Raw genomic sequence first — 25,921 nt, 5'->3', positions numbered from 1 at the left:
GATTTCGGGGAATGCACAGGACGATCACCGTTAAGGTCGTTGTCTGTTGAGATAATCAACATGATATTGGCGCAGCTTCTGGTCGAGCTGGTAGCCGGTGCGATAGCGCTCGCCGATCCGGAACCCGCGGGTGTAACTGTATTCCCAGCGGAACTCATCCGTCGTGCGGAATCTGAATTTTTTGCCCTGGACGATTTTTCCAGGCGGGATTGGTACCGCAAAATTGAACCCGGCAGTAGTCCCGTTATTCGTTTTCATGACGTAGAGGCCTGCTTCCACATTGGTGAACTGGCGGATCAGGTCGAATCGTGCGCCTTCATCACCGGCGAGATACCTGCCACCGGACAGTTTGAACGTAATGTCGGGGCGTGACAGCCGGTATGCGGCGTCTGCGATGAGCAATAGCCTGTCCATGTTTTCGTAGTAAATGCCTTTGCTTGCATAGTAATACAATCCGGTAAGGCCTCCTTCGAGGCCAAATGACCAGGGCCCGTTCAGATCATGATGGCGGTACTGGACATTCACACCATATTGGTCGTTGTGAAAATAACCCGCCGAAGCGCTGATGAAATGTTTGCCGAAGGCCAGGAACTGGTTCAGGAAAATAGGTGCCGGCCGGATTTTTTTGGGTCGGTTATCCATGTCGTTGGTGATCGGGAAAAGCACGCCTGCGTTTAGTGCCAATCCTTTCCAGAGATAGAACTGGGTTTGAAGCAGAATGCTCGTATTACTCTGCAATGTCTTTTCGCGGTAGCCAAAATTAGCCGCGAACACGGGTTGAAGCCAGAAATCCAGCTTGTATTTATTAAGCAGAAAGCCGGGAGCGCGCATTTCATTTTTCATCAGCGGACGGTAGCTGACTTTCTTACCCATCCGGTAAGACCCTACCGGAACGCCCTGAAAAAGTGGAACATATTCCCGAACGCCCGAATCTGCCAGCGCGCGGCTCATTTCCAGCATACCCAGGTATGGATTGCGATAAAGACGCTGCTCATAGGTTATTGTATGTTCGGCCGTATCGGCAGATACATTCTCAAAATTTTGAAGGAGCCTTGAGCGTTCCGAATCAATGGATGAGGGTTGCTGCAAATGGTCTTTGCGAGTCGCTTGCTGGTATGCACGAAACTTTCGCGGCAAGGGCAGCATATTGACTGCATAGGATGTTCCAAAGGTGATCTGATCAAAGTTCAGGATTGCGGCCTGAATAGTCCATCTCCTGAAAAGGGTTCCATAGAATCCCATGTTCAGATGCTGGCTGTCCCATTCGGCCATGATGCCTGCCTTTTTGTCGAGCCTTAAATTGAAACCTCCGAATGGTCCCGACAGATAACGGTAGGCCAGGTTCTTTTTCTTGATAATTTCAAGACTATAGAAAATATCGTAATTACTTTTTTCCGATTCGTCCCGTTGAATGTACCACGGACTTCCGAACCCTGCTGTTATGTCTGTGTATAGTCTCGTCCCCAGACGGAAAGTTTTGCTGGCGACCAGCGCATTCGTGGATAATGCATTATTGATCCCGAATGGTGCTGAAATGATCAATGCAAGGGAAGGCCGTTTCGGCGTTTCCTTTAAAATAAGATATTTGAGGTCGAGCTGCCGGTCGCCGATCCCTTTCTGGCCCCGTTTTTGTTCGTTGTTGATCCGAAGGAGATTGATATTGACTTCCAGCCTTGGCAGTATCGTCAGATTCGCAAAATAAATGCCTTCTGAATTCCTGCGGTTAGACCTGAATCCGTAGCGGATCGGGTTGTAGTGGTACCCGAACTGGAAAGTTCCGTCATCGGTTTGCTGGGCCGACGGAATGTATATAAGCCCCGGTTTACCTGAAATGTTCGTTTGCCCATGCGCTGGTAAAACCAGCCAAAGGGCAAACAAAAGGGGAAACAATACATTTCCCCTTTTGTTTTTTAGAAATAGCGTCATTTTCTAACGATTAGATGCCGCTGCCCTGGTTATGGCAGTTCTCGATCATTTTGTTTCTCAGTTCGATCGCTTTGGCCAATGCATCATTATAATTAGCCTCTACTTTCGCAGTATTTGCGTTTTTTACCTCTGTGGCGCGTGCTTTTGCCAGTTCCGCGATTTCGGTGCAGGTTCCTACTTTAGCGGCTTCCAGTTGGTTAACCTTATCCAGGTAATCCAGCAATTGGACGTTGATCAATGCTTTCAGCAGTTCATACTGTCCTGGCTTAAGAAATGGCTTGGATTTTTCCAGTGCTGCCAAAGCCTCGTTAGCTATTTTGATACCGGCCTGGCGTAATGCTTCAAAATGTGCTGCACTGTTTTCACCAGTACATTTTTCCAGATTTTTCTGAATTCTCTCCAGGTCTTTCGCATAAGCATCATTGATTCTGTCCAGATCTCTGGCTTTGCTTTCATCAAGACGTTCTTTAGTCTTGTCGAATTTTTCATTGGCGCGGGCAATACAATCATCTGTATTGCCGGCTTCAACGGCATTGCCGACAGTTGTGCCCTCGGTTACGGCTCCGGTTCTTCCTCCGTCGGGAAGGCCGTCGACTTTAGTGGGCGTCAGCAGGGAAAGATAGCTTTGCAGCTTTGTGTCTGCCGAAGCCTTGGTCAGAATGGCGCGAACCTGCTCAGAATTAAGCGTGTTTTTGGACGATGTTTGCGACGGTGTGAACTGGTTCAACGTCTTGATTTCAGCATCGGTAAGCGAAGCGGAAACTTCCTGGGCCGCAGTTGAAACGCTTGCAGGGACATTTCCTGACGTAACGGTGCTCAGGGAGTTGTTCAGCTCCTGTGTCTTAACGGACGGCTCCACTTTTCCTGGTACGAGCTTGATGTCCGGAGTTTCTTGCAGTGTCGTAGGCGCCAATTCCAGTTTGTCCAGCTGGTTAGACAGCTCCGTGTTGGCAGGTTCCAGGGAGCCGGCTTCTTTGTCCTTACAATCATAGAGGAAGAAGGTAAGGAACATCAGAAGGGTAAGCAGTTTCAGTGTACTTGTTTTCATACAAACTTAGATTTAGTTAAAAAAGATATTTGGCGGATTAAATGGATTCAAACAAAGACAATACTTGCCCGGGTCAGATGCCTTTGAGGGCCTGACAGAATATGGGCTGATTACCGGATGTAAACAGTCTGCTGTACCTTTTTGCGCAACATAACCTCCGCATTGCCCGTTGGATAAGGCAAGCTGCATGCGCGAACGGATACGGCTATATGATCCCTGTTAAATCATTGAAACAACGATGGTTGCCAGTATGAATAATCAGAGCCGCACGTTTCAATCCCGCAAGAAATTCTGCAATTATCAGTAAGAGGAAGATGGTAGGGCATCCCGGAAATGGGACTGGGTAAAACGGTATTGTTAACAGGTAGGGTCGGATCCTTCATGCGTCCCGGGCCGGGTGGCAGGTTGCCTCTTTGCAAAAGCCATAGATAACGATTTTCCATCATGTGTTAACGTTGAGTGAGTTAGTGCGCCTGGTTTCTGTACATTCAGCATTTCCTTGCGGCTAGTGTAGATGTTATTTTACTATAATTCTCACAGGTGTAAAATAAAATCTACAACAAGTTTAAGCGATTGGATTTCAATTTCCTAATAAAAATATCTCTACAAAATCATAAACTACTGATAATTAGTGATTTAATTTTACTCAAAATTAAATAATAACACTTCTTCTTTAAAAATTACAGCGTCGGAATTGAGTGAAAACAGGTCTGGGCTGTCGTCAGTTTGTAGTATAACTCCCGGCACGGTGCCGTTTGGGATTGTGTTTTAATATTCTTTGGTGGAAATTAGAAAATGCGCTATTAAAATTGGCTTGGTCGGGTCTTTTCAAAATGATCGGCACGCGGAACCCCGTTTGCACGATGATTAGTTGTCCTAAATCCTAAATTTCTGCTGCATGACCTTTTTGAAACACCTGATCCGTAAACCGCGATGTCTGCGGTTTGCGGTTGCATCGTTACTCATTCCATTACTTTCGGTTTCCGCGTACTGCCAATCCATTGACCTGCTTATCAAGGGAGGTCACGTAATTGATCCCAAAAACCGCATCGATCGTAATATGGACGTCGCTGTTGCCGGCGGCAAGATTGTGCGCGTGGCCAGCGACATTCCTGCTTCGGATGCCAAAAAAGTCGTGGATGCCAAGGGCATGTACCTGTCGCCCGGTTTTATCGATATGCACGTCCATGTTTTTAACGGCATTACACCGGATGCTTACATTGCCAATGGTTTCACAAGTTTGCCGCCCGATGGTTTTACTTTCAGGACCGGGGTTACCACGGTAGTTGATGCCGGTTCGTCGGGCTGGCGGAACTTTAAAGCTTTTAAAGCGCAGACGATCGACCGGGCGCAGACGCGCGTACTGGTGTTTCTCAATATCGTCGGGACAGGTATGGCAAGCCGGTACGAAGAGCAGGACCTGAGCGATATGAACCCGGTTATGACAGCCAATATGATTAAAAAATTATATCCGAACATCATAGTGGGGATCAAATCCGCCCATTACTGGGGAGATTACAGCCAGGTGCAGCGCGCGGTTGAGGCAGGCAGGATGGCCGACGTACCCGTAATGGTCGACTTTGGTGAACACAGGCCTCCATTATCCATTGAAAAGCTGTTCAGGGAATATCTCCGCCCGGGTGACATTTTTACGCATACCTACGCCCACGGGCCCAACGACCGGGAAACTGTTGTCGATGAGCAGGGTAAAGTCAAACCGTTCGTGCTCGAAATGCAGAAAAAGGGGCTGGTGTTCGATGTGGGCCATGGCGGGGGCGCATTTGCATGGCGACAAGCAATACCGGCGATAAAACAGGGTTTTCTGGCAAATGTCATCAGTACCGATCTCCATACCGATAGTATGAACGGCGGTATGAAGGGCCTGGACAATGTGATTTCGAAGTTTTTGAACATGGGGATGTCGCTGGCGGATGCGATCCTGCGCGTGACTTGGAATCCGGCACAGGTGATCAAACGTCCTGATCTGGGGAGTCTCACAGTAGGTTCGGAGGCGGATATTTCGGTGTTCAGCATTCGGACGGGCGAGTTTGGTTTCCTGGATGCCCGCCGACTTAAATTGAAGGGTGATAAAAAACTGGAAGCGGAGCTGACGATCAGGGCAGGTAAGGTTGTCTGGGACCTGAACGGGATCAGCGCCGCACCATGGGAGTCGGAACTGCAAGGTAAATAGGCTATGAAAACGATATTAGCTTGCAACGCCAATCTTAAAACAGGGGCACTGTGTGTGTTGCTGATGTTGCTGGTCGGCCGATATGTGGCCGCGCAGCCTTACGAACTCCTCATCCGGGGCGGGCATGTGATCGATCCTGCCCACGCATTGAACGGCGTGATGGACGTCGCGATCAGTCAGGGGCGCATTGTCAAAGTAGCTTCGAAAATCGACGAAGCTGCGGAAAAAGTGATCCGTGCCGATGGATTATATGTTTCGCCCGGTTTTATCGACATCCATACACACGTATTTGTCGGCCCGCAGGCAGGGCTTTTCGCCAATGGTGTCAATAGTGTTTCTCCGGATGATTTCACGTTCCGCTCGGGCGTTACGACCGTCGTGGATGCGGGTACTTCCGGCTGGCGCAGCTTTCCGTTATTCAAGAAACAGGTCATCGATCAGTCCAAAACCCGAATTTTGGCTTTTATCAACATTTCGGCAGACGGCATGACCGGCGCAGACCACGAGCAAAATTTGCAGGACATGAATGCGGATTCGACTGCTGAGGTGATCCGCAGATATCCGGATATCATAGCCGGTGTGAAAATCGGACATTATAGCAGAAAGGATTGGGAACCTTTCGATCGGGCGATCAAAGCTGCGGAACAAACCGGCAAGCTGCTTTTCGTGGAGTGCCATTTGCCGGAATACACATTAGAGGACCAGCTCGGCCGCATGCGCTCAGGCGATATCATCACCCATGCATTCGAAAACATCAGGGAACGGATGCCCATCATCGGAGACGATGGCCAGGTACGGCCGTTTGTATGGACTGCCCGGCAGAAGGGCGTGCTCTTTGATCTGGGACATGGCGGGGCGGGATTCTGGTTGGATCAGGCGGTGCCGGCAGTGAAACAAGGCTTTTTGCCCAACACATTCGGAACAGATCTTCACCGGTTCAGCATGAACTCGGCGATGAAAGACATGAGCAATGTCATGTCCAAGTTTATGGCAATGGGGCTTACGCTGGAACAGGTCGTTGCCATTGCGACGACTGGTGCTGCCAAAGCCATCAGGCACCCCGAGCTCGGTAACCTGAAAGAAGGTAATCCCGCTGATATTACGCTGTTCCGTATCAGGGAAGGGAATTTTGGCTTTATGGACTCTGCGGGTAACGGAATTGAAGGAACCCGCAAGCTGGAAGTCGAAATGACCATCAGGCAGGGAAAGATCGTCTGGGACCTGAATGGCTTATCTGCAAAAACCAGGAATTCTAACTAACGTTCACCATGATTGTTCATACATCAAAAAGAAAAAGGGGAATGGCTTATCTAAGCCTTTTGGCGATCATTTTCTTTTTTGCCGGCACAAGACTGAGACAGAGCCCAAAGTTGCCCCGGGGCGATGCAGATAACGGCGGGCTAACTATTCCGGAAGGTTTTGAAGCGCTTGTTGTAGCGGATAGTACCGGGCTTGCGAGGCACATTGCGGTGAGCGACAACGGTGATATCTACATCAAGCTCCGCTATTTCGGAAAGGGGCAGGGGGGCGGTACGGTAGCAATGAGGGATACGAATGGCGATGGGAAGGCGGATATTATCCGCAATTTCGGAAATTATCAGGATCATAGCAGCCTTGCCAATGGCATCACGATCCGGAATGGTTATTTGTATTACAGCTCGTCACTCGCAGTATACCGAAGCAAACTGGTTCCCGGGCAATTGCTTCCGGAAGAGAAAGTAGAGCTGATCCTCAGGGATGATCACGAGCACGGAGCGCATTGGCATATTACGAAACCGATGGCTTTCGATAACCAGGGCAATATGTATGTGCCGTTTGGGGCTCCTTCCGATGCTTGCCAGGATATGGTCAATTCTCCCGGTGGAAAGCCTGGCAGCCCGGGTGTCAATCCGTGTCCCGATCTGGAAAAGCATGGCGGGATCTGGAAGTTCAGCGCTGACAAGCTAAATCAGACACAGGCCGACGGAGCATTGTACGCAACCGGGCTTCGAAGCATTGTCGGCATGCGATGGAATCCCGCCGATCAGAGTCTTTATGCGGTCGTACACGGAAGGGACAATCTGCACCGGTTATTTCCGGAGCTATTCTCGTCGTGGCAAAGTGCCGTGCTGCCAGCAGAGGAGTTTGTAAAAGTAAGCCAGGGTACTAATGTGGGATGGCCCTACTACTATTACGATCAGATGAAAGGAAAGAAAATGCTTAACCCAGAGTATGGTGGTGACGGAAAGAAAGAGGGCGAGGGGGCGAAGTATCAAAAGCCACTGTTCGGTTTTCCCGGCCATTGGGCGCCGAATGATGTGCTTTTTTATAATGGAAGCCAGTTTCCGGATCACTACAAAAATGGTGCGTTCATCGCATTTCATGGCTCAACTAACCGCGCGCCTTATCCGCAGGCAGGGTACTTCGTTTGTTTTGTGCCGTTCAAGGGCGGGAAGCCGTCCGGTGACTGGGAGGTATTCGCGGACGGATTTGCCGGCGTAGATCCGATCATCAATGTGAGCGACGCCAAATTCAGGCCGATGGGACTCGCCGAAGGGCCCGACGGATCGCTCTACATCACCGACTCGCGCAAAGGGAAAGTCTGGCGCATCATGTTTAAGGGTAACAAGAAAACCTTTGGTCCTCCCCAGCTCGCGGAAATGGCGAGGCACAAGCAGCTTTCGCATATAAGGACACCGGATGAGGTGGCGGACAATCTCGATACAAAGACTAAGGAGGTTGGTCAGCGGATTTACAATACCTATTGCACACCGTGCCATCAGCGCAACGGGCTTGGCGACGGTAGCCGTTTTCCTCCATTGGCGGGGTCCGAATGGGTCACCGGTAGCAAACGGAGACTGGTCGAAGTAGTAGCCAAAGGACTTGAAGGGCCGATCCAGGTTGCGGGAAAGCCTTATAACGACCTGATGCCAAAGCATGATTTTCTGAAGCCGGAAGAATTGGCTCAGGTACTGACGTTCATTAGAAAGAATTTCGGAAATGATGCCGACGCAATTTCAGTAAGTGATATCGAGCGGGTGTTGGGGAAATAAAAAAAGCCGCCGGGGGATTACCCGGCGGCTTTTTTATCTGAAGTGGATTAAGGGACCATCACCTTTTTCGTCAAAATATCTCCTTTATCCCGCTGTAAAGAAAGCAGGTAAAGGCCTGACGCCAGGTTGCCTTTTGCCCTCAGTATAAATTCATTGCCCAATTGGCTCATTGTGAAAGGTACAGCCTTGCCCGAAAGGTCGAAAAGGCGAATGTTCGCAGGAGCCTCGTTCTTCAGCAGAAATCTGATTTCGCGGTTAGCTGTAGGGTTGCCTAGCAGTTCAAATGCAACGCTTCCGGCCTGATTGTCGACCGCAATAATCCGGGAATGTTCAAAGCTTCCGTCCGCATCCACCATTCGCAACCGGTAATAGTTGATTCCTGTCAGCGGGTTTGTATCCTTAAAGTTGTATTGCTGTGTAACCGACGAATTGTTTTTTGCCTGAACACGGCCCAACCGGATAAATTCCCTGGAATCCAGGCTTCGCTCGATATCAAAGTAGCCGCTACCGGACTCCTCGGTAGTTGACCATGAAAGGCTAACGGAGTTGTCAAGCAGGCTTCCGCTGAATTTTGCAAGTGTAACAGGAAGCGTGATCAGGCAATTGTTTTTCAGTTCAGCCACAATCATGTTAGGCAAGCTTGGGCCTGACAACTCGACCCAGATGGCGCGTTTGTCTTCCAGAAAATCGTATGGATAGGACTGGTCGTGACTCTGGATAGGTTCCATGGTTGACAAGTTAAGGGGAGCGCTTGTATAGAAAAGCTCGTCACCAGCGCTGAAAGCTGTTTGGCCGTCAACGAGAACTCCGTCGTCCAGATAAAGTTTGTAAGTAACCTGGAAAGGAGAAGGGTTTGTGGTGATGATGTTCAGATCGTATGTCCGAGGGCCGAGTGGTTCATTACAATTGATGTCACCTGATATTACCGGATCGTTGATCTGGAGATTGAAACCTTCATTGTAGCAATGTATGTTGGGATTGGCACTTGCTGCCTGCGTCGACCACACATCTCCTTTCAGAATAGGCAGCACATTACACGCACCTGGAACGGGGAATTGAATGTTGTCGATGGTAATCCTGTACAAATCACCGCCCAGGCTTTCCTCATTAATGTTGAGACCCGTAAAGAGTGGAAAGACATGGTCTTCGTCGGCACTGTAGGTGGAAAGCAATGAAACCGCGCCGTCGGTATCGATGGCGAGCGTAGCGAGGACTTTGTTAGTTAAGTCGCCGGCATCCGGAGCTTTGCTGATGTAGGAGATGTCGGGGTATTCGTTCGGCTTCCATAAGTGTACGTAGGTAAACTTATTGCCATTGTTTTTGTCGATAGTAAAAGACAAGTTGATGTTTACGGTGCAAGTTCCACCATTGTCTAAAACACTGTTTAATTCAATTGCCGGATCGACCAGTGAACATTGAGCTATGGACTGAAAATGAATGGAGATTGTCACCAGAGCGATCCATGCCGCGAGGTAGAAAGTTTTCATGATAGAGGACGTTTAGTATTTTAAAAATCATAGATTAATATACATCCAATATCATGAAATAGTTAAAAAATTGCTACTTTAAAATAAGTATTTTAGTCAATGGTTGTCTAGTAGGCGGCGACGTAAAAATACATTTATAGCAACGAAAAATTGTACTATATAGGCATAGAAATAGTGGTGATTGAGTATATAAAAGTACATTTATATTGCTGATTATAAATACTTTGTAATTTAGTAGACTTAATTTTTTCGATATTTTATTTCTAATAAGACTGTTTTTAAATAAATATCGAACATCTTTTTGTTATTTTGGTTTGAATAGGGGGTGTGTTGTAAAAGTCCAATTTTATTACCGATTCGATTCTTAGGATATTTCAATATTTAACAAAACAGCATTTCCGCGTTTTGTGTGTGTGATCTCTATCAATTAAAAGTAGATTGATCGCTATCCTTTTAAAGTAAGGGATACATCTTCGCGGCAGTAGCCATACCGATTGAGAGTTAATGTGAAGCCGCTTGATTATTGCTTTTGCGGGACGAACTATTATGGGAGCATTTTGGGTGTAATTCTTCACCAAATGTCTCCTTCAATGAAAATACCTTGCATCGTTGCAATTATTGTTTGTGGCGCGCTTTCGGCGCATGCCCAAGCTCCGCAGAAATTTAGTTTTCAGGGTGTCGCGCGTAACGCGGATGGAAAGATTACGGGAAATACTGCTGTGGGAATCCGGATTTCCATTCATTCTGAAAGTACAGGAGGTCCGGTTGTTTACAGAGAAACCCACTCAACACAGACCAACGACCAGGGTATCTTCAATATTTCCATCGGATCAGGTACGGTTGTTTCCGGCGAATTTTCGGAAATCTCCTGGAGAACGTTTCCACACTTTCTTCAGTTGGAGATGGATGTTGAAGGAGGTACTGATTATTCTGATCTGGGAACGACGCAACTTTTAAGTGTACCGTATTCAATTCACGCGATGGAAGCTGCTCGCTGGGCAGATGGTTACCCGGTAGTTCAAAAGTTTGCTTACGGTCCAGACGTGGATCCGAGTGATCCCGGCATAATTAACGACCCTGATTTTCAGAAGTATCTGCTTCCCGGTGTCGGTTCAGGAGGAAGACTTATTTGGTATCCCTGGAAAGCCGCTTTTCGGGCTGGGTTAGCCCTCAATGGAAAATGGGAGAATGACCAGATCGGGAACAATTCCGTTGCCTTTGGAGCTGACAACCTAGCCAGTGGAATAGGCAGCGCAGCTTTTGGAACCAATTCGCAGGTTACGGGGATCAATGCATTCGGCACCGGAAACGGGGTCAATGCCCATGGCGGAGCAAGTGCTGCGTTTGGTAATAGTACATTTGCAAAGGCCAATGGATCCTTTGCAGCCGGCTTTTTTAATGATAACTCGGACGATCCTCATGTTGGACTAACAGATCCAATGGATCGCATCTTCCAGATTGGGAATGGCGATGAAAATATGAGGAAGAATGCCGTAACCGTTTTGCGAAATGGGAATGTCGGGATCGGAAGCAACGTGTTGTCTCCATCCTATCTGCTTGATATCGGGGGCAGGCCACGTATAAGGCATAACGGCGCAACTGCCGGGATCCATTTCAATAATTCGGCAAACAGCACGGCGGGGTTTGTCGGGATGATTAATGACAATAAAGTAGGCTTTTATGTCGGAAATCAGTGGCTGTTCCAGATTGCAGATAACGGGGCGATAGCCGGGGGCAGTGTTGTCAATACCCAGGGTGTTGCTTCGGTATCTTTAGGAACTTTGACCGCGTCCATCGGAGATGGCTCCGTTGCCCTGGGAACCGGTACCGTAGCCAAGGGTTTTGGAGCAACAGCGATTGGCGCTTACAATAATGTACAGGATAATAACACAGTTGGCAGTCTCGGCGGAGCAAAAGCCTCGGACCGAATTTTTCAAATTGGGAACGGTCTGGGCCCACAGTCTCTTTCCAACGCTATGACGGTTCTTAGAAACGGGAATGTCGGCATCGGAAATAATGCTTTGTTTCCTCAATACATACTGGAGGTAGATGGTCGCCCTCGCATTCATCACAATGGCAACACTGCGGGAATCCATTTTGATAACTCGCAGCATGCTGTGGACGGTTTTGTCGGCATGAAAACAGATGATCAGGTCGGCCTTTATCTGGGAAATTCATGGAAATTTTGGGTAGATAATGGCGGAAGCGGCTACATTAACGGCGTTGTAGTCCAGACTTCCGACCGCCGTCTCAAACGCGATTTCTCTCCGCTTTCGGCTAGCCTCAAAAAGATATCAGACCTCGAAGGTTACCACTATTACTGGAAGGACAAGGAAAAGGATCAAAGTCTTCAAACCGGGCTGATCGCGCAGGAAGTAGAAGCACTTTTTCCCGAGCTGGTAAAGACGGATGACAAGGGTTTCAAATCGCTAAATTACACCGGTCTTATCCCGCACCTGATTGAGTGCGTGAAACAGCTTGCGAAGGAGAATGAACAACTGAAAGCTGAAAACCACTATTTCCAAAGCCAAAGTGAAGCAGTGATGGAAAGGATCGGAAGACTGGAAGCGAAAATCAGTCAGTGGATCACGCCGGCGTCAACGATGAGAGGCAAGTAGAGGGCTATGTTTTGTCAGGAACCGGAGGTAATTCAAAGAGAATGCCGCCCTTTTTATTTATACGGACCGATGCAAAACAACGACGTCTTCGTCCCGGAAATTCGTCGTTGTTTTATCCTGGTCTTTAAAATTGAAGACATGCCCGTCTCTGCGAACGTCGTCGATGAGCGAAAAATTAAGCTCCTGCATCAGCCAACCTTCTTCCTGAGCCGCCATGCGGGCAATAATGCCTTCTTCCGGCATATCCTTGTCCGGCGTGGTGTAGCATGCGGCATATCCATAATTGACATCCACAGCGGGTGACCAAAGTGCATTGCCCACGGTTTGGGAAACGACTGTGTATGCCTGGTTTTCGAGCGCTCTCGCACGTGCGCCTATGTGTACCCGTGTGGCGCCGCGTATCGTCTCCGTACAGCTAGGCGCGAGTATCAGTGAAGCGCCTGCCTCGCAGAGCTTTTGTGAGCCCAATGGAAATTCGACATCATAGCAGATCTGGATGCCGAACTTACCCCAGGACGCTTCGAACACGGTCAATTGCTTGGGTGCGCTTTCAATGCCCCATTGTTCATTCTCGAAGCGGGTCATGAAAAACTTGTCCTGGTAACCCGCCATGCCGCCAGTAGAAAAGACATAGGCCCGGTTCAGGCGCAGGCCGTTTTCGACAACGGGTAGGCTCGGGGCAACAATGACCACCCCGTATTTTTTTGCCAGTAATTCAAAAGTGGCGCAAAAATCGCTTTTGATCGCATCCAGCTCTATAACCTGCTTCCGGATATCCTGCCGAACAATGTCCGTAAAAATACTGACGATTTCCATCGAACCGTACTCGGGGAACAGCAGCAGCTGTGCGCCTCGTATGGCCGCGTCGGCTACCCAGCGCTCGGTATGCTCCTGCCAGGCAGCAAAGCTGGCATGCTCGGTAATGGGATATTGGGCGGTGGCAACGACGACGCGCATAGGGCGGTATTTTTAATAGCTAAGAGTTTTGGTCCAGAAAATCATGCGTTTGGGAGTGGATACCGTCTCGCCGATATCCGGCCATTCCATCGCACTTTGCAGGGCAGCTTCTCTCGTATAACCACGTTTGGTCCAGAATATATCATTCGGACGATAGTTTCCAGGTTTTAGCGGATGGTTGTCACCCCGGTCTACCGAACAGAAACAGGTAAGCCGGAATGTACTGAAAGTCCGGGCATGCGCCTCGCGCTCGTCAAAAAAGCGGTGGCCGATGCCCAAGCCGCGATACGCGGGAAGCAAGATACTTTCCCCGAAATAAAAGACGGTCGAAATATCGAAACCCGCATCTTCGAATGGTTTGCGCACTTCGGGCGTTTCGTGTTCGAGCGGAATGCATGTAGTGGCACCAACCATTTGTGCTCCATCATAAACCGCAAAAAGAAATGCACGATCTGCCCGGGTGTAGGTTTCGAGATAACCTTTTTCATAATCGGTATTACCGGCATATAAATAGGGATAATCGCGGAAAACGGCGATTCGCAGCTGTGCGAGGTCGTCGAACACCGATGTAATGGCAGCACCCGTCAGGGTTATGAAGGTGAGCTGGTTGGTCATGCTACGGGCCTGGAAACCAGTTCGATCCACAGCGGAAGATTATAGTAGGTGGTTACCCGGCTAATCTTCCCGTCGGTGAGTTCGAGAAACGCCGCAGCGGGTAGCACATAGGTCTGCCCATATGCCTCCGGAAGACCTTCTTCGCCTTTTTTATAAATACCGTTCACGACAAATTCCGTCGCGATGCGTTTTCCGGATGGTTCGGTAAAGAAAACCATGTCTGTCAGGGTTTCTTCGTAGGAATCATCCATTTTTTGGAGAAACTCCTTGAACTTCTCCAGTCCGACGCGTACATCACCCTGGTTGGCTTCGTGCCGGACTTCGTCGTGCAGAAGAGCCAGCATGCCATTCCAGTTTTTATTGTTGAAGCTTTGGTAATATTGCTTGACGGTTTCGAGTGCAGTCATTTTATCAATAATTTCAAATGGTCAATAGGTAAAGATAGCAGGAACGCCTTAAAATGGCCTCGGACGGAGGGATACCTGTCCATTGGCGTCCTTGGTGTAAAAAGCAAGACAATGTGCTGCAAATTTTGCGTCAAAATGCGGCTCTCCGGCGGTCAGTTCTTTGGGGAACGGTTGCCGCGCATCGAAGAAGTAGACGGTCGTTGTGCCGTACTTGGTGTAGGGCATCAGTTCGCCATACTTTGTCATTTCCTCGTCTAAGGGTTTTTCAACCGTGACTGCATAAATGCGAACGATCGGGCCGGTATTATTCTGGTTCCGGTATAATGCCACCTCCCGGAATCCTCCCTTCAGATCATTAACGGTCGGTTGCGAGGTAGAATCATAAATGATGTAACCTACCAGGGCAGCCAGTAACAACAATAGCAGGCTTTTTTTGTTTTTGAAAATCATCGTTTCAGTAATGGTTTTTAATCAGTTCAACGGCATGTAGATCCGCTTGTCGCCGCCTTCCCACTGCAGCCGGTATATTTTGCCATGGTAATCAAAATCTTGCCCCTCATCTTTTTCAGAGATGATGAGGTCTGGCTGGAAAGTGGCATCTTCGAGCACCTTCGATGGATTATGGACTAACACATGTCCGAATGTCCTCCCAGGCTTCCGGAACATAAACTGATAGGCGTAGTCCAGGCTCGCCTCTGTAAAGTCAAAACCAATTTGCTGTGGATTCAGTGCGTTTACCCGATTCTGAAAATCCTGCATTTCCGGCCAGTGGTCGCCCCACAGTATCCTTCCCGGCGTGGCCGACAGGATACTGGGCTGTTTGAGGTTGAGATTGGATGAATCGATGCGGATGTTCAGATTCAACGCCGCATTGATAGGCGGAAATACCTTTTCGAAGAACCACTGGGTAGAAAGCAGCGGATGAGCTGAGCTAAGCAGGGCAAAAGGCAATGCACTCAGCCATAGCAATATGATTAACGCATTCGCGAGAAATTTCGGTGCCACTGAGCCATACGTCAACCCAAGGACGGGTGCCATCAGCAGGAAAAAAGGGATATGGAGCCGGGAGCCGTAAATCTGGTAGCTTATGAAGAAGCAAAATACCAGGAAGCTGGAAAACGTGAGTGCAGAATACCACTTCGCAGCTTTGGATAGCCGCGCAAAAAACAACAGGGGAATGCTGAACAGTGCGAGCCAGATCGCGAAAAAGTTGTGTGCGAAATCCTCATTGAAGTTCAGCTTGTTCATTTTGAAGGTCATGCCGGTACCGGGTGCATTGAGCGCAATACCCAGGGACGTGTGAAGGTTTTTCAGCTTGTTTTCCAGAAAATCGTTGTAGCGGTTGCCGGGTGAAACAAATCCAAGATGCAGGAAAACGTGTTTCGAGACAGAAGAAATATAATCGGCCGGACCGTGAAAATTGTTTTTATTTCCATTGCTGATCGTGCCAATCGGCGAGTCGAAAACCCGGTAAGTACGGTGCCAGAATGGCGTGTTAAGCGCAAGGGTAACCAATGCGGCACCGCAAACGAGCACGACGAGTGGCTTGCGAAGCGCCGGCTTCCGGATCATGCAAAAGAATAGGTAGACGCCGAAAGGCAGGGCATAAAAGGCGAACGTGCCTTTGGCCATCATACCCAGTCCGCAACATAAGGCGACGAGATACAGGTTTGAGGTATGTTTGGAATACAGATAATCAAAAATAAAGAATACGGTACCCAGGATGAAAAATGCTGCTACGAGGTCGTTTTGTGTCGTCATCGATTCGAGAACAACGATGGGGAGCGTTGCGGCGAAGCAAAGCGCCACACGGAGTACCAGTCGATCGGAAGAAAATGTCTCCGCCAGTAATGAAACCGAAATGAGGATGCCCGCCAGACAAAGCCATTGCAAAAGCTGACAGTATCGTTCGGAGCCCGAAAGCAGAAAGGTGTGAAGATGGACGTATTCCGAGAACGGACTGAAAGAGATTGACCGCTCGATATGCGATGCGTAATGCGCGACGTTACCCTGCTGGATCCAGTATCCAAGCCGGCTGAGGTGATAACTCAGGGAGTCGAGGTTGTTGGGCGTGGCAACAATCGCAACTATCAGGGTTATGCATAGCAGTATCGTGATCATCCAGATCGTAGTGTATCCCAATTTTCCGCAAAACGAACGGGTATTTGAAAACCATTCCCCGGCTACAGATGCCAAGCTTACGCCATGCAGGTTTCGCAAGCGGATCCAGGCCGCTGCAAGTACGATATCGAGCGCCGACCAGCTTGTTATAATTGAAAAGGAGTTGATCAGATTGAATCCGCCAAGTATTTCCGTCGAAACAGCTATAAAAAGGAAAAGGAAGATAGCGGCGGCAAGCAGCGAGCGGCGCAGTGGCTGATCTGAATCTTTATAAAATGCCAGGTAGCAATTAGCTGTGGCCAGCACCATCGCTAACGGAATGAGGAAAATCATGTATAAAGAAAAGTCGCGTTTGGCTAGTATGATGCTCAAAACTAACCATTCCGTTGGAAACAACCACGTTGATGAGGCACTCAGTTGCGAGTATCCGGGGCGAAAATCTGCCGCATATTGTCAATAAGTACCTGGACGGAAGACACTTTGATCAGTCGGCTACCAGCCCGGATTTCCCCTTCAAACCCGCCTTTATTTTCCTGGCAGGAGATATGGCAGGGAGCATCGCGGTACCGGCTGATTCCTATGCCTTCGCGTTGCAATGCCCTCCGTACCCAGAACACAGGCCTTTCAGCGCCTTCGAGATAAACCTGTGCCTTATCCTCGGGTTGGTGGATGATAAATGCACCCGTCGACCGGTCGAATGCAAAAGTGTTTCTTGCAAAGGCTGCTTCAAAAGAGCCGTTCAGAACGAGATCTTCCGGTACGCCCGGACACAGAGAACCGTCGGCGTGCATCAGCCAGAGTTCGTCGGCAGTTTGTAATGCCAGGTCCAGTTCATGGGTGCTCAGGAGAATCGCCTTCCGGGTTTCCCGCGCGAGTGTGTGCAGGAGGCGCATCATTTCGACGCGGTTCGGAAGATCGAGGTGCGCAGTAGGTTCGTCGAGCAGGATCAGCGGCGTGTCCTGGGCAAGTGCGCGGGCGAGCATGACTTTCTGTTTTTCGCCGTCGCTCAACTGGTGCAAATGCCTGTCGAGCAAGGAAGAAATACCGGCCGCATCGATGCTTTCGGCTATTTTCCGATGGTCGTCCGCCGAAAGCGAACCCAGCCAGCCGGTATAAGGCGTGCGGCCGAGTGTAACTACTTCCCGGGCGGTTAGGTTGCCGGTATCGACCCGGTCGGTAAGCACGAGACTAAGTTTTTGAGCGAGTTCGCTGGGTTTGAGGTCTGCCAACAGCTGCCCGTTGATCAGAATTTCGCCTGCCAACGCAGGCTGAAGACCTGCAAGAGTCCGCATCAGTGTCGACTTTCCGGCCCCATTCGAGCCGAGCAGACAAACGAGCCGGCCGGGTTCGAGGCGTAGCCCCAGCAACGATGCCACGGTACGAACCGATCGGGAGGACCGGTAACCGATCGTCAGCGCGCGGGTTTCGAGGATGGCCAGTGAGTTTGTCATGAGAATGTGGAACGTAGGTTGTTACGCCTGATGATGATCCAGATCACGACCGGCGCACCTAGCAGGGACGTCACGACATTGATCGGGATGACGGTCTGTGAACCGGGCAGTTGCGCGATGGTATCGCAAATCAGCATTAGTAGACTCCCTGTAAGACATGTTGCCGGGATGAGAATACGATGATTGGAAGTGCCGAGCAGCGAACGTGTAATATGTGGAATGGCAATCCCGACAAAACCGATGGGACCACAAAAAGCCGTTATACTGCCAGTCAGCAGACTGGTACTGGCCATGATGACAAGCCTGCTGCGGCCTACCGTAAGTCCCATGCTTCTGGCATAATTCTCCCCCAGTAGTAATGCATTGAGTGATTTGGAAGAGGCGAATGCGAGGAGCAATCCCACAACAATCACAGCGGAAAGAACATATAAATGATAGCCCGTAACGCCTCCCAGCGAACCGAATGTCCACATAATATATTCTTGCAGTTGCTCGGGCTGGCTGAAATACTGCCAGATACTGATAATCGAAAGGGTAATGGTGCCGATCATGACACCGACGATCAGCAGGATCACATTGTCACGGATCCGGCCGGCGATCAGGAGAATAAGGGCAAGGACGAGCGCAGAGCCTGATGACGCCATGCCGATGATCAGCCAGCTGCCTGAAATGCCGAGTTGACTGATAGCGTACATGCTGGCGCTGCTTCCGCCTGCGAGCATGACAGCCGCTACACCCAATCCCGCACCGGCGGTAATGCCCAGTTCCGATGGCCCGGCCAGCGGGTTCCGGAACAACGTCTGCATCTGCAGACCGCTCACCGAGAGGCCGCATCCTACCAGTATGGCGGTGATGGCCTTAGGCAGCCGTATTTTTTCTATAATGAACAACCACGCCCTGTTTTCAGATTCGCCTGTCATAACAATGCGGAATACTTCCCGAAAAGGGATCGAAACAGAGCCCAGCATGATATCCAGGCAAAAAAATGATATTGCCAGCAAGCCAAGCCCGATCATTATCCACTTTCTGCTTTGATCCGGCCGTATCATTGAGGAAGTTGTTTGTAATAAACCAATTGATGGTCAGGCAGAAGTTCGGGGTGGAAAATCCGGATCATATCCGCCAGAACGGTATGAGGGTTAACATTTCCCGATTCGAAGAAGTCGTTGGATCCCTGTTCGTTGACACGTTGGTTGTAACTATACACATGGCCGGTCCGTATTGCCTTGAAATCGGCGTACCGAGCATCTTGCTCTACAATGCGTTTCCGGGTATCGCGGGTGTCAAATCCGACATTCAGCCAATAATCCGCTTTCAATGCAAAAGGGTACACGGCTTCAAAACTGAGCGGAAGGCTCCCTGTTGCCTGGTCGTCGCGCCAGTGATAGTCGCTTCCGGCATCGAGGAAAAACCGGGCCATATAGCTATCACCCCCAGGTATAAACCAGGCGTCTTTAGTATTGAGTCCCGACAGAACGGATGGTTTTGCTGCCGCGCGTGCTGCCAACGCTGCCAGTCGGTTATATTCCGATTCGACGTGTGCGAATTTTTCGTTCACCATTTGTTCCTTGTCCAGGAGGGCGGCCATTAATTTCACCCACTCGGCACGGGCGAGCGGCGTTCGCTCCACCCATTCTGAATTGATCAATACCGGAATGCCGGCTTCTCTCAACACGCGGTAATGGTCGGTTTTTCCGCCCGGATTGCCGATCGTCATGACGAGCCCTGGCTGTATTTCGACCAGTTTTTCGTCGTTCAGCCCCTGATCGCGGCCCACTTCCACGATGTGTCTGGTTTTGATGAGGCCGATGACCTTGGGAGAATACACGTATTGAAGACTTCCGAGGCCAATCAAAACTTTTTCCGCATCCAGGAAGCCGAGCAGGCCCACGTGCATGGACGACATGGCAGCCATGCTTTTTACGGGTATTTCAATGCGCTGGGCATCCGGATAGTCCTTGGGGGCGGTTTCTCCTTTCCTTTGGAGCACATATCTCAGCGTGTCGCCGTTGCCGCCGAACGGATTGATGATGCTGACGAGTTTGTAACCTTTAAAATACTCGATCCTGAACCCCTTCGCGTGACGGATAACGGTCTTTTCGACGCTGGTTTCGGCACCAGCCTGGACTTTTGCCTCATTCGTAGCTTGCTTTTCCCGGTTACAACCCTGGATGGTTATTACAAAAAGAACAATCAGATATCGGAGTTTGAGCATGGGGTAGCCTTTCATATGGAACGACCGGGCTGTACTTTCAGGAAAAGAAAGGAGGTGCTCCGGTCGTCCAAAAATAGTCAAAAAGCCGGCGCTATTCCCGAATCGTCGTGCGATCTTCCATGGCCAGGGCGGCTATTTCGTCTTTCCTTTTGAAAACAACACCCTTTTGCCGGACTGCAAAGTCGAAGAATTGCCGGGCAGCCCGGACGATCTGTGGGCTGCCTCCAATGCGATCGTGAAAGCTGATCGACATTTGGCGACGTTTGATGGCGGATTCCCTGTACAGTTGGTCGAATTCCATTCTAAGTTGTAGAAGAAACTGGTCTGCCGAGAAATTTTTCCCTTCGATCAGTACAATGTCATTGCAGCGCAACGTGTAAGGAATCACCACGAAATCCTTTTTTTCGACCTGGATAATGAAAGGTTCGTCACGGCTGAGGTCATCAATGTGGTATCTGAATCCCAGTTCCTGCAAAATTTTCAGCGTATTCTCACCGCGCCGGAGCCAGTTGGCATTATATCCCACCGGTGTGAAACCAGTGGCCTTCTTCACAGCATCCACCCCGTCGGCGATGAATTTTTTCTCTTCCTCATACGACATCGTGTATTGCGATGACCAGTTCATACCGTGTGCGGCCGCTTCATGTCCGCGTTCCACAATCTCTTTGGCCAATACTGGGTTTCGCTGAACTGCGGAGCCCACCATATGAGAGGTAACGTTGATGTGATAGTCGTCCCAGAGATCCAGCATGCGCGGGATACCTTCTTTGTATCCGTACTGGTACCAGGTTTCGGCTGGCAGGTCTTTATAGCCTTTTTGAATGTTCTGCGGAAACGGGCTTTCCGCATTGACGGGTTCTCCACCTGCCTCAAATTGCATTGACACGGATATGACAAGGCGCGAGCCATCCGCCCATTGTGATTTTTCCGGAGTGATGTGATAGGCGTCAGCAGCCGGTTTGGCCAGCGAAAAATGGCCTGCACTTCCGAGTGCGATCAGGCTGGTATGCTTCAAAAAATCTTTTCGGGTAAGCATGGAGGGTTATGGGTTCAGCATGTGATCGAGTGCGTAGCTGTTCTGATGAATATTCGAGATCAGTATAGCGAAAATAGCGGCATGCATGAGCTGGGAGGGGACTGCTTCCCAGTTTTCGATCATACCTGTGCCCAGCAGGAGCAGGAACATGACGATCCCGCCGGCGAATAAACTTTGTTTGGTGAATAGCCCCAAAAGAAGCAGCAGACCGATTATGAATTCGATAACAGGCAGCGCATAACTAAATGGCAACACCAGCATCTTGGGAATCATGGATTTCTCAAAATTTCCAACCATCCAGACGCTGAATTTGGCCAGTTTGGGAAGTCTGACAAGACCATGGGTAAACATACTGGCCGCAATAGCCAGACGGAGAAGCAGAAATCCTGTGGGAGTGAACAGCATGGTTTTAAATGATTTGGTTTGAATGCAAAATTCGTGTGTACTAACTTTGTTTTCTGGTAAAATCATTGGAATGTCCGGTAAATAAAGAGGTATGAGAATTGAAAACCTGTATGAACCATTTGAAATCGAACTGGCGGAAGTGAATGACTGCCCAATGCCGCACAGGCATAATTTTTTCGAATTGGTGTACGTTGTGGAGGGGACGGGGGTTCAGTGTATTAACGAAAATAAGCTGTCGTATCAGCCGGAAAAGCTGTTTTTACTGATGCCTCAGGATTGTCATTCTTTTGAAATAAAGACAACCACCAAGTTTTTCTTTATCCGTTTCAACGACATTTACCTTCAGAGCCAGGATAAAGAGTGGATCGGCAAACTGGAATTTATTTTCCAGAACTATAATCACATGCCGGGGTGCATCCTGAAAAATAAGACGGACAAACCATTCGTGAAGTCGCTCGTGGAAGCGTTGATCCGGGAACACGTCAACCGCCAGCAATACCACCTCGACCTGGTGAAGCAGATCGTGAACACAATGATCACGATCGTGGCGAGGAATGTATCATTCGCGGCGGCAGGCCCCAAACCTGCCGGTAGACCTAATGAGGCCGCAGCGGAAATGCTGAACTATATTCACCGGCACATTTATTCACCGGAGCAGCTGAGGGCCGAACTGATCGCGGCTCATTTCAATATCTCGCCCACTTACATTAGTGAGTATTTCAAGAAGGCAGTTGGGGAAGGGTTACAACAATACATTACCAGTTACAAGATGAAGCTGGTTGAAACCCGCCTCCGGTTCAGTGAGCTCCGGATGAATGAAATCGCCTATGAGCTGGGTTTTACGGACGAAAGCCATCTGACGAAGGCTTTCAGAAAGCATAGAGGGATGAATCCGACAACTTTCAGAAAGAACGCCAGAATGTAACCCTAAATATAGGCTAACATCTGTGTGACATTATTCAAACCGGTTTGAATGGTGTTGACGGACTTGGTCCCATGATAATAACCGGCGAGATGGAGCTCGTCATAAACGTCTGCTAATAAAGCCAGTAACTTTTTGTTATGCTTTCGTATGCGACTGGTGTAGTCCTCAATGCTCTTTGGTTTTGTGAAATGAACTCCTTCCTTTTGGCGCAGATACTCGTCCAAAATCAGCAATGCAGCTGAATAGGCTGTTCCGGCAGCCATTTTCACGTATTTAATGTCGGCATAGAGGCCATCTTTTTTACCCGCCTTATTAGTCAGGATCTGACGAGCGTTTTCCAGGTAACGTTGTGCCTCCTGCGCAGGAGAGCGGAGCGGTTCGATATTTTTCTCAGACATAGCCAATGCATTATGGTGATGCTGTTTAGACGTAACAAGTCCAAAAAAGTAATCCGAATTTAGCGAATAAATTTCAGAGTGCCGGACCGCATTTGTACACTGGCATACTTTTGATAATTTCCCGATCATGCCGAAACAACCTTTGCTACAATTTACGGGAAAAAGTATATACTGTACCGTTGCCGATGTCCATATCGACCCCTGGATACCCGTAGACCGGGCGATCATCACGCATGCGCATAGCGACCACGCACGTTGGGGAAGCAGGCATTACCTCGCGCATAAGGACAGCGAGCCGATTCTGCGGCTCAGATTGGGGGATATTAACCTGCAAACTATGGCTTACGGACAGAAGTTTGTCATCAATGGTGTACAGTTTTCGCTGCATCCGGCCGGACACATCATTGGTTCGGCGCAGGTTCGGGTGGAGTATAAAGGTGAAATATGGGTCGCGAGCGGGGACTACAAGTTAGAGGACGATCATTTCGCCAAACCTTTCGAACCCGTTAAATGTCATACCTTCATTACCGAGTCGACATTCGGATTGCCGATATACAAATGGCAACCCCAGCAGCAAGTGATGACGGAAATCGACAACTGGTGGACCCAAAACAGGACCGAAGGGAAAGCCAGTGTGCTGATGGGTTATTCATTAGGTAAAATGCAGCGTATTTTGAAAAATATACAATTGCAGGACGATCCATTGTATGCTCACGGGGCCATTTACACGGTGAATGAACGGTTGCGCGAAGCTGGCTTCGACTTGCCGGAGCTGACGTTCGTTACCAAAGACACGGACCGCAAGCTTTTTCGTGGTGCACTGATATTAGCTCCTCCTTCTGCTGACAATAGCACATGGATCAAGAAGTTCGCACCCTATTCGCTGGGATACTGTTCAGGCTGGATGGCATTGAGAGGAGCCAAGAATCGCCGTGCGGTGGATCAGGGTTTTGTGCTGAGTGACCACGTCGACTGGCCCGATCTGAACCGGGCGATTCGGGAAACAGAAGCCGAAAAGGTATATGTGACCCATGGCTATACAAGTATTTTTGCAAGATGGCTGAATGAAAACGGGATCGAAGCGGGTGAAGTAACCACGATGTACGGGAACGAGGACGAGAACGAGGAAGAGGAGATGGTACTCGACACTGCCGCTGGAAAGGATGCCTATCAGGAGCATAAAGAGGCATTGGATGGCAATGCCTCAGGGCCGGAACAAACTGGCGATAAACTATGAAACAGTTTGCTGACCTATTCATGAACCTCGACCGGACGAACAAGACCAATTCCAAAGTCGATCTGATGAAAAACTATTTTCTGGCCGCGCCGGACGAGGATAAACTGTGGGCATTGACGCTTTTTACAGGCCGGAGGCCATCATTCAAAGTCAATCGGACGCAGGTGAAAGAATGGGCAGCAGCGGAGGCGGGCATTCCGATGTGGCTGTTTCAGGAAAGCTATCACAGTGTCGGTGACTTGGGTGAAACGATTTCCCTGCTCTTGCCCAGGACAGCTTCCGGCGGTTCGGAAAAATCGCTTTCTGAATGGTTTCAATATCTTGGCCTGCTGCCCGGAATGACCGACGAAGAAAAGCATGGGCATATTACGAAGGCATGGCGGCAGCTTTCGCAACACGAGACTTTTGTTTTCAATAAACTGCTTATGGGCAGCTTTCGCATCGGTATTTCGCAAACGCTCGTCGTGAGGGCGCTGGCAGAAGCGACGGAAACTGACCCGAATGTGATCGCGCACCGTGTGATGGGACAATGGGATCCGCTCGATACCACTTTCGAAAGATTGATCCTTGATAAAGGCGAAAATGATAATGCGTCCCGGCCTTACCCGTTTTTCCTGGCCTATCCCATTGAAGGAGAAGTATCGGGTCTGGGGGAACCCGGGGACTGGTTTGCCGAATGGAAATGGGACGGCATTCGTTCACAGGTCATCTACCGGAACAAAGAGCTGTTTATCTGGACCCGCGGTGAGGAACTTTCTACCGATAAATTCCCCGAACTGCATTTTTTGAGTGAGGTGTTGCCGGATGGCACCGTGCTTGATGGCGAAATCGTGACCTATTCCGGCGGCAGGCCGATGCCCTTCAATGTACTGCAAACCCGCATTGGGCGTAAAAATCTTTCGAAAAAAGCACTTGAAGAAGCTCCGGTAGCGCTCCTGGCTTACGACATTCTGGAAGCCAACGGTGTTGATATCCGCGGATTGACTCAGGAACAGCGACGGGCACAATTGGAAGCCATTCACGCAGGCATACCTGGACAATCTTATTTCAACTTGTCGCCATTGATCGATTTTCATAATTGGCAGGAGCTGCAAGATCTCCATCCCCGGTCGCGTGAAAATATCGCGGAAGGCTTTATGATCAAACGGAAGGCCAGTACGTACCAGGTTGGCCGGAAGAAAGGGGATTGGTGGAAATGGAAAATAGACCCTTTGAGTGTGGACGCTGTACTCATTTATGCTCAGAAAGGTTCTGGTCGGCGGGCCGAACTTTTTACCGACTATACCTTCGCGGTGTGGGGCGATGACGGCAAGCTGGTTCCGTTTGCCAAAGCCTATTCCGGCCTGACCGACGCCGAAATCGGGCAGGTCGATTATTTTATCAAGCGCAATATCCTGGAAAAATTCGGACCGGTGCGGACAGTTAAGCCTGAGCTGGTTTTTGAAATAGGTTTTGAAGGGATCAATGAATCTTCGCGGCACAAATCCGGCATTGCGGTTCGTTTTCCACGGATTTTGAGATGGCGGAAGGATAAGAAAGCGGAGGAGGCGGATACTTTAGAGAGCCTGCGAAAGATCTTACTCGGTTATAAATAAACAATACTTGGTGGTGTTTATCCTATATCGTTCATCAAAAGGACTCCAGATCGCCTGTGAAGACATTAAACCCGAACGGAAATTTGCCGTCTATTTGGGTGGGATACATTCCTGATGGGAGTGGTTATCGCAGCTATTTCGCTGTCGGGTGTGATGAACGAAGTGATGCCGGTGCAAAGAAGTTTTCCACTACTGACTTCTTTCGTAGATTGGTACAGAAATTGAACACTCCATCCCATATCAATCATTATAACCAC

21 protein-coding genes are annotated in these 25,921 nt (G+C 49.4%); 7 read left to right on the top strand and 14 right to left on the bottom strand.

Annotation, left to right across the window (positions count from 1 at the left end):
* Positions 1–30 precede the first annotated feature (30 nt).
* Both BP71_RS25265 and BP71_RS25260 read right to left on the bottom strand, forming a co-directional pair.
* Complete coding sequence (locus BP71_RS25265; protein WP_496384361.1) at positions 31–1,926, bottom strand: YjbH domain-containing protein; 1,896 nt, start codon at positions 1,924–1,926, stop codon at positions 31–33.
* A 10-nt stretch (positions 1,927–1,936) separates the two neighbouring features.
* The gene (locus BP71_RS25260; protein ID WP_496384360.1) at positions 1,937–2,974 is read right to left on the bottom strand and encodes a hypothetical protein; all 1,038 of its coding nucleotides are present in this window, start codon (positions 2,972–2,974) and stop codon (positions 1,937–1,939) included.
* An 898-nt stretch (positions 2,975–3,872) separates the two neighbouring features.
* Here BP71_RS25260 and BP71_RS25255 point away from each other — a divergent pair.
* The 3 genes from BP71_RS25255 to BP71_RS25245 are packed head-to-tail and all read left to right on the top strand — an operon-like array spanning position 3,873 to position 8,197.
* The gene (locus BP71_RS25255; protein ID WP_496384359.1) at positions 3,873–5,165 is read left to right on the top strand and encodes an amidohydrolase/deacetylase family metallohydrolase; all 1,293 of its coding nucleotides are present in this window, start codon (positions 3,873–3,875) and stop codon (positions 5,163–5,165) included.
* A 3-nt stretch (positions 5,166–5,168) separates the two neighbouring features.
* Positions 5,169–6,425 (top strand): amidohydrolase/deacetylase family metallohydrolase, encoded by a 1,257-nt coding sequence (locus BP71_RS25250; protein ID WP_496384358.1) that lies wholly within the window; start codon positions 5,169–5,171, stop codon positions 6,423–6,425.
* A 41-nt stretch (positions 6,426–6,466) separates the two neighbouring features.
* A complete protein-coding gene (locus BP71_RS25245) occupies positions 6,467–8,197 on the top strand; it encodes a PQQ-dependent sugar dehydrogenase (protein ID WP_496384357.1) in 1,731 nt (576 codons plus the stop codon).
* Positions 8,198–8,244: 47 nt separating this feature from the next.
* On the opposite strand, the gene BP71_RS25240 is transcribed toward BP71_RS25245, so the two are convergent.
* Complete coding sequence (locus tag BP71_RS25240) at positions 8,245–9,684, bottom strand: T9SS type A sorting domain-containing protein (RefSeq protein ID WP_496384356.1); 1,440 nt, start codon at positions 9,682–9,684, stop codon at positions 8,245–8,247.
* A gap of 590 nt (positions 9,685–10,274) precedes the next feature.
* Between BP71_RS25240 and BP71_RS25235 the strand changes: the two genes are divergently transcribed.
* Entirely contained in the window at positions 10,275–12,302 is a 2,028-nt protein-coding gene (locus BP71_RS25235) for a tail fiber domain-containing protein (protein WP_496384355.1), read from the top strand.
* A 57-nt stretch (positions 12,303–12,359) separates the two neighbouring features.
* Here the strand turns inward: BP71_RS25235 and BP71_RS25230 are convergent, their stop codons facing one another.
* The 10 genes from BP71_RS25230 to BP71_RS25185 form a co-directional block, all read right to left on the bottom strand.
* Positions 12,360–13,259, bottom strand: coding sequence for a carbon-nitrogen hydrolase family protein (locus BP71_RS25230; protein ID WP_496384354.1), 900 nt, complete (start codon positions 13,257–13,259; stop codon positions 12,360–12,362).
* A gap of 12 nt (positions 13,260–13,271) precedes the next feature.
* A complete protein-coding gene (locus tag BP71_RS25225) occupies positions 13,272–13,874 on the bottom strand; it encodes a GNAT family N-acetyltransferase (protein ID WP_496384802.1) in 603 nt (200 codons plus the stop codon).
* Positions 13,871–14,281, bottom strand: a complete 411-nt coding sequence (locus BP71_RS25220) for a nuclear transport factor 2 family protein (protein ID WP_496384353.1) — start codon at positions 14,279–14,281, stop codon at positions 13,871–13,873. The genes BP71_RS25225 and BP71_RS25220 overlap by 4 nt, the downstream gene beginning before the upstream one ends.
* Before the next feature lie 48 nt (positions 14,282–14,329).
* Positions 14,330–14,731, bottom strand: a complete 402-nt coding sequence (locus tag BP71_RS25215; RefSeq protein WP_496384352.1) for a hypothetical protein — start codon at positions 14,729–14,731, stop codon at positions 14,330–14,332.
* Positions 14,732–14,752: 21 nt separating this feature from the next.
* Entirely contained in the window at positions 14,753–16,774 is a 2,022-nt protein-coding gene (locus BP71_RS25210) for an ArnT family glycosyltransferase (RefSeq protein WP_496384351.1), read from the bottom strand.
* Between the two features lie 41 nt (positions 16,775–16,815).
* Positions 16,816–17,853 (bottom strand): ABC transporter ATP-binding protein, encoded by a 1,038-nt coding sequence (locus BP71_RS25205; protein ID WP_496384350.1) that lies wholly within the window; start codon positions 17,851–17,853, stop codon positions 16,816–16,818.
* Positions 17,850–18,902: a FecCD family ABC transporter permease gene (locus tag BP71_RS25200; RefSeq protein WP_496384349.1), complete on the bottom strand. Its 1,053-nt coding sequence runs from the start codon at positions 18,900–18,902 to the stop codon at positions 17,850–17,852. The genes BP71_RS25205 and BP71_RS25200 overlap by 4 nt, the downstream gene beginning before the upstream one ends.
* Positions 18,899–20,068, bottom strand: a complete 1,170-nt coding sequence (locus tag BP71_RS25195; protein ID WP_496384348.1) for an ABC transporter substrate-binding protein — start codon at positions 20,066–20,068, stop codon at positions 18,899–18,901. Before BP71_RS25195 ends, BP71_RS25200 begins: the two co-directional genes overlap by 4 nt.
* A gap of 91 nt (positions 20,069–20,159) precedes the next feature.
* On the bottom strand, positions 20,160–21,104 hold the full coding sequence (locus BP71_RS25190) for a polysaccharide deacetylase family protein (protein WP_496384347.1): 945 nt from the start codon (positions 21,102–21,104) through the stop codon (positions 20,160–20,162).
* 6 nt (positions 21,105–21,110) lie between these two features.
* Entirely contained in the window at positions 21,111–21,509 is a 399-nt protein-coding gene (locus BP71_RS25185) for a DoxX family membrane protein (protein ID WP_496384346.1), read from the bottom strand.
* Between the two features lie 91 nt (positions 21,510–21,600).
* On the opposite strand from BP71_RS25185, the gene BP71_RS25180 reads away from it, so the two are divergent.
* Positions 21,601–22,434, top strand: a complete 834-nt coding sequence (locus BP71_RS25180) for an AraC family transcriptional regulator (RefSeq protein WP_496384345.1) — start codon at positions 21,601–21,603, stop codon at positions 22,432–22,434.
* Positions 22,435–22,436: 2 nt separating this feature from the next.
* On the opposite strand, the gene BP71_RS25175 is transcribed toward BP71_RS25180, so the two are convergent.
* On the bottom strand, positions 22,437–22,832 hold the full coding sequence (locus BP71_RS25175; protein WP_496384344.1) for a DUF5618 family protein: 396 nt from the start codon (positions 22,830–22,832) through the stop codon (positions 22,437–22,439).
* A gap of 127 nt (positions 22,833–22,959) precedes the next feature.
* Here BP71_RS25175 and BP71_RS25170 point away from each other — a divergent pair, with 127 nt between their 5' ends.
* Entirely contained in the window at positions 22,960–24,069 is a 1,110-nt protein-coding gene (locus tag BP71_RS25170; protein WP_496384343.1) for a ligase-associated DNA damage response exonuclease, read from the top strand.
* The gene (locus tag BP71_RS25165) at positions 24,066–25,664 is read left to right on the top strand and encodes an ATP-dependent DNA ligase (protein WP_496384342.1); all 1,599 of its coding nucleotides are present in this window, start codon (positions 24,066–24,068) and stop codon (positions 25,662–25,664) included. Before BP71_RS25170 ends, BP71_RS25165 begins: the two co-directional genes overlap by 4 nt.
* Positions 25,665–25,921 lie beyond the last annotated feature (257 nt).

Source organism: Dyadobacter ginsengisoli DSM 21015 (genome assembly GCF_059568735.1).
The sequence above is the reverse complement of the archived record's forward strand: the minus strand, read 5'-3'. Positions and strand labels throughout refer to the sequence as shown.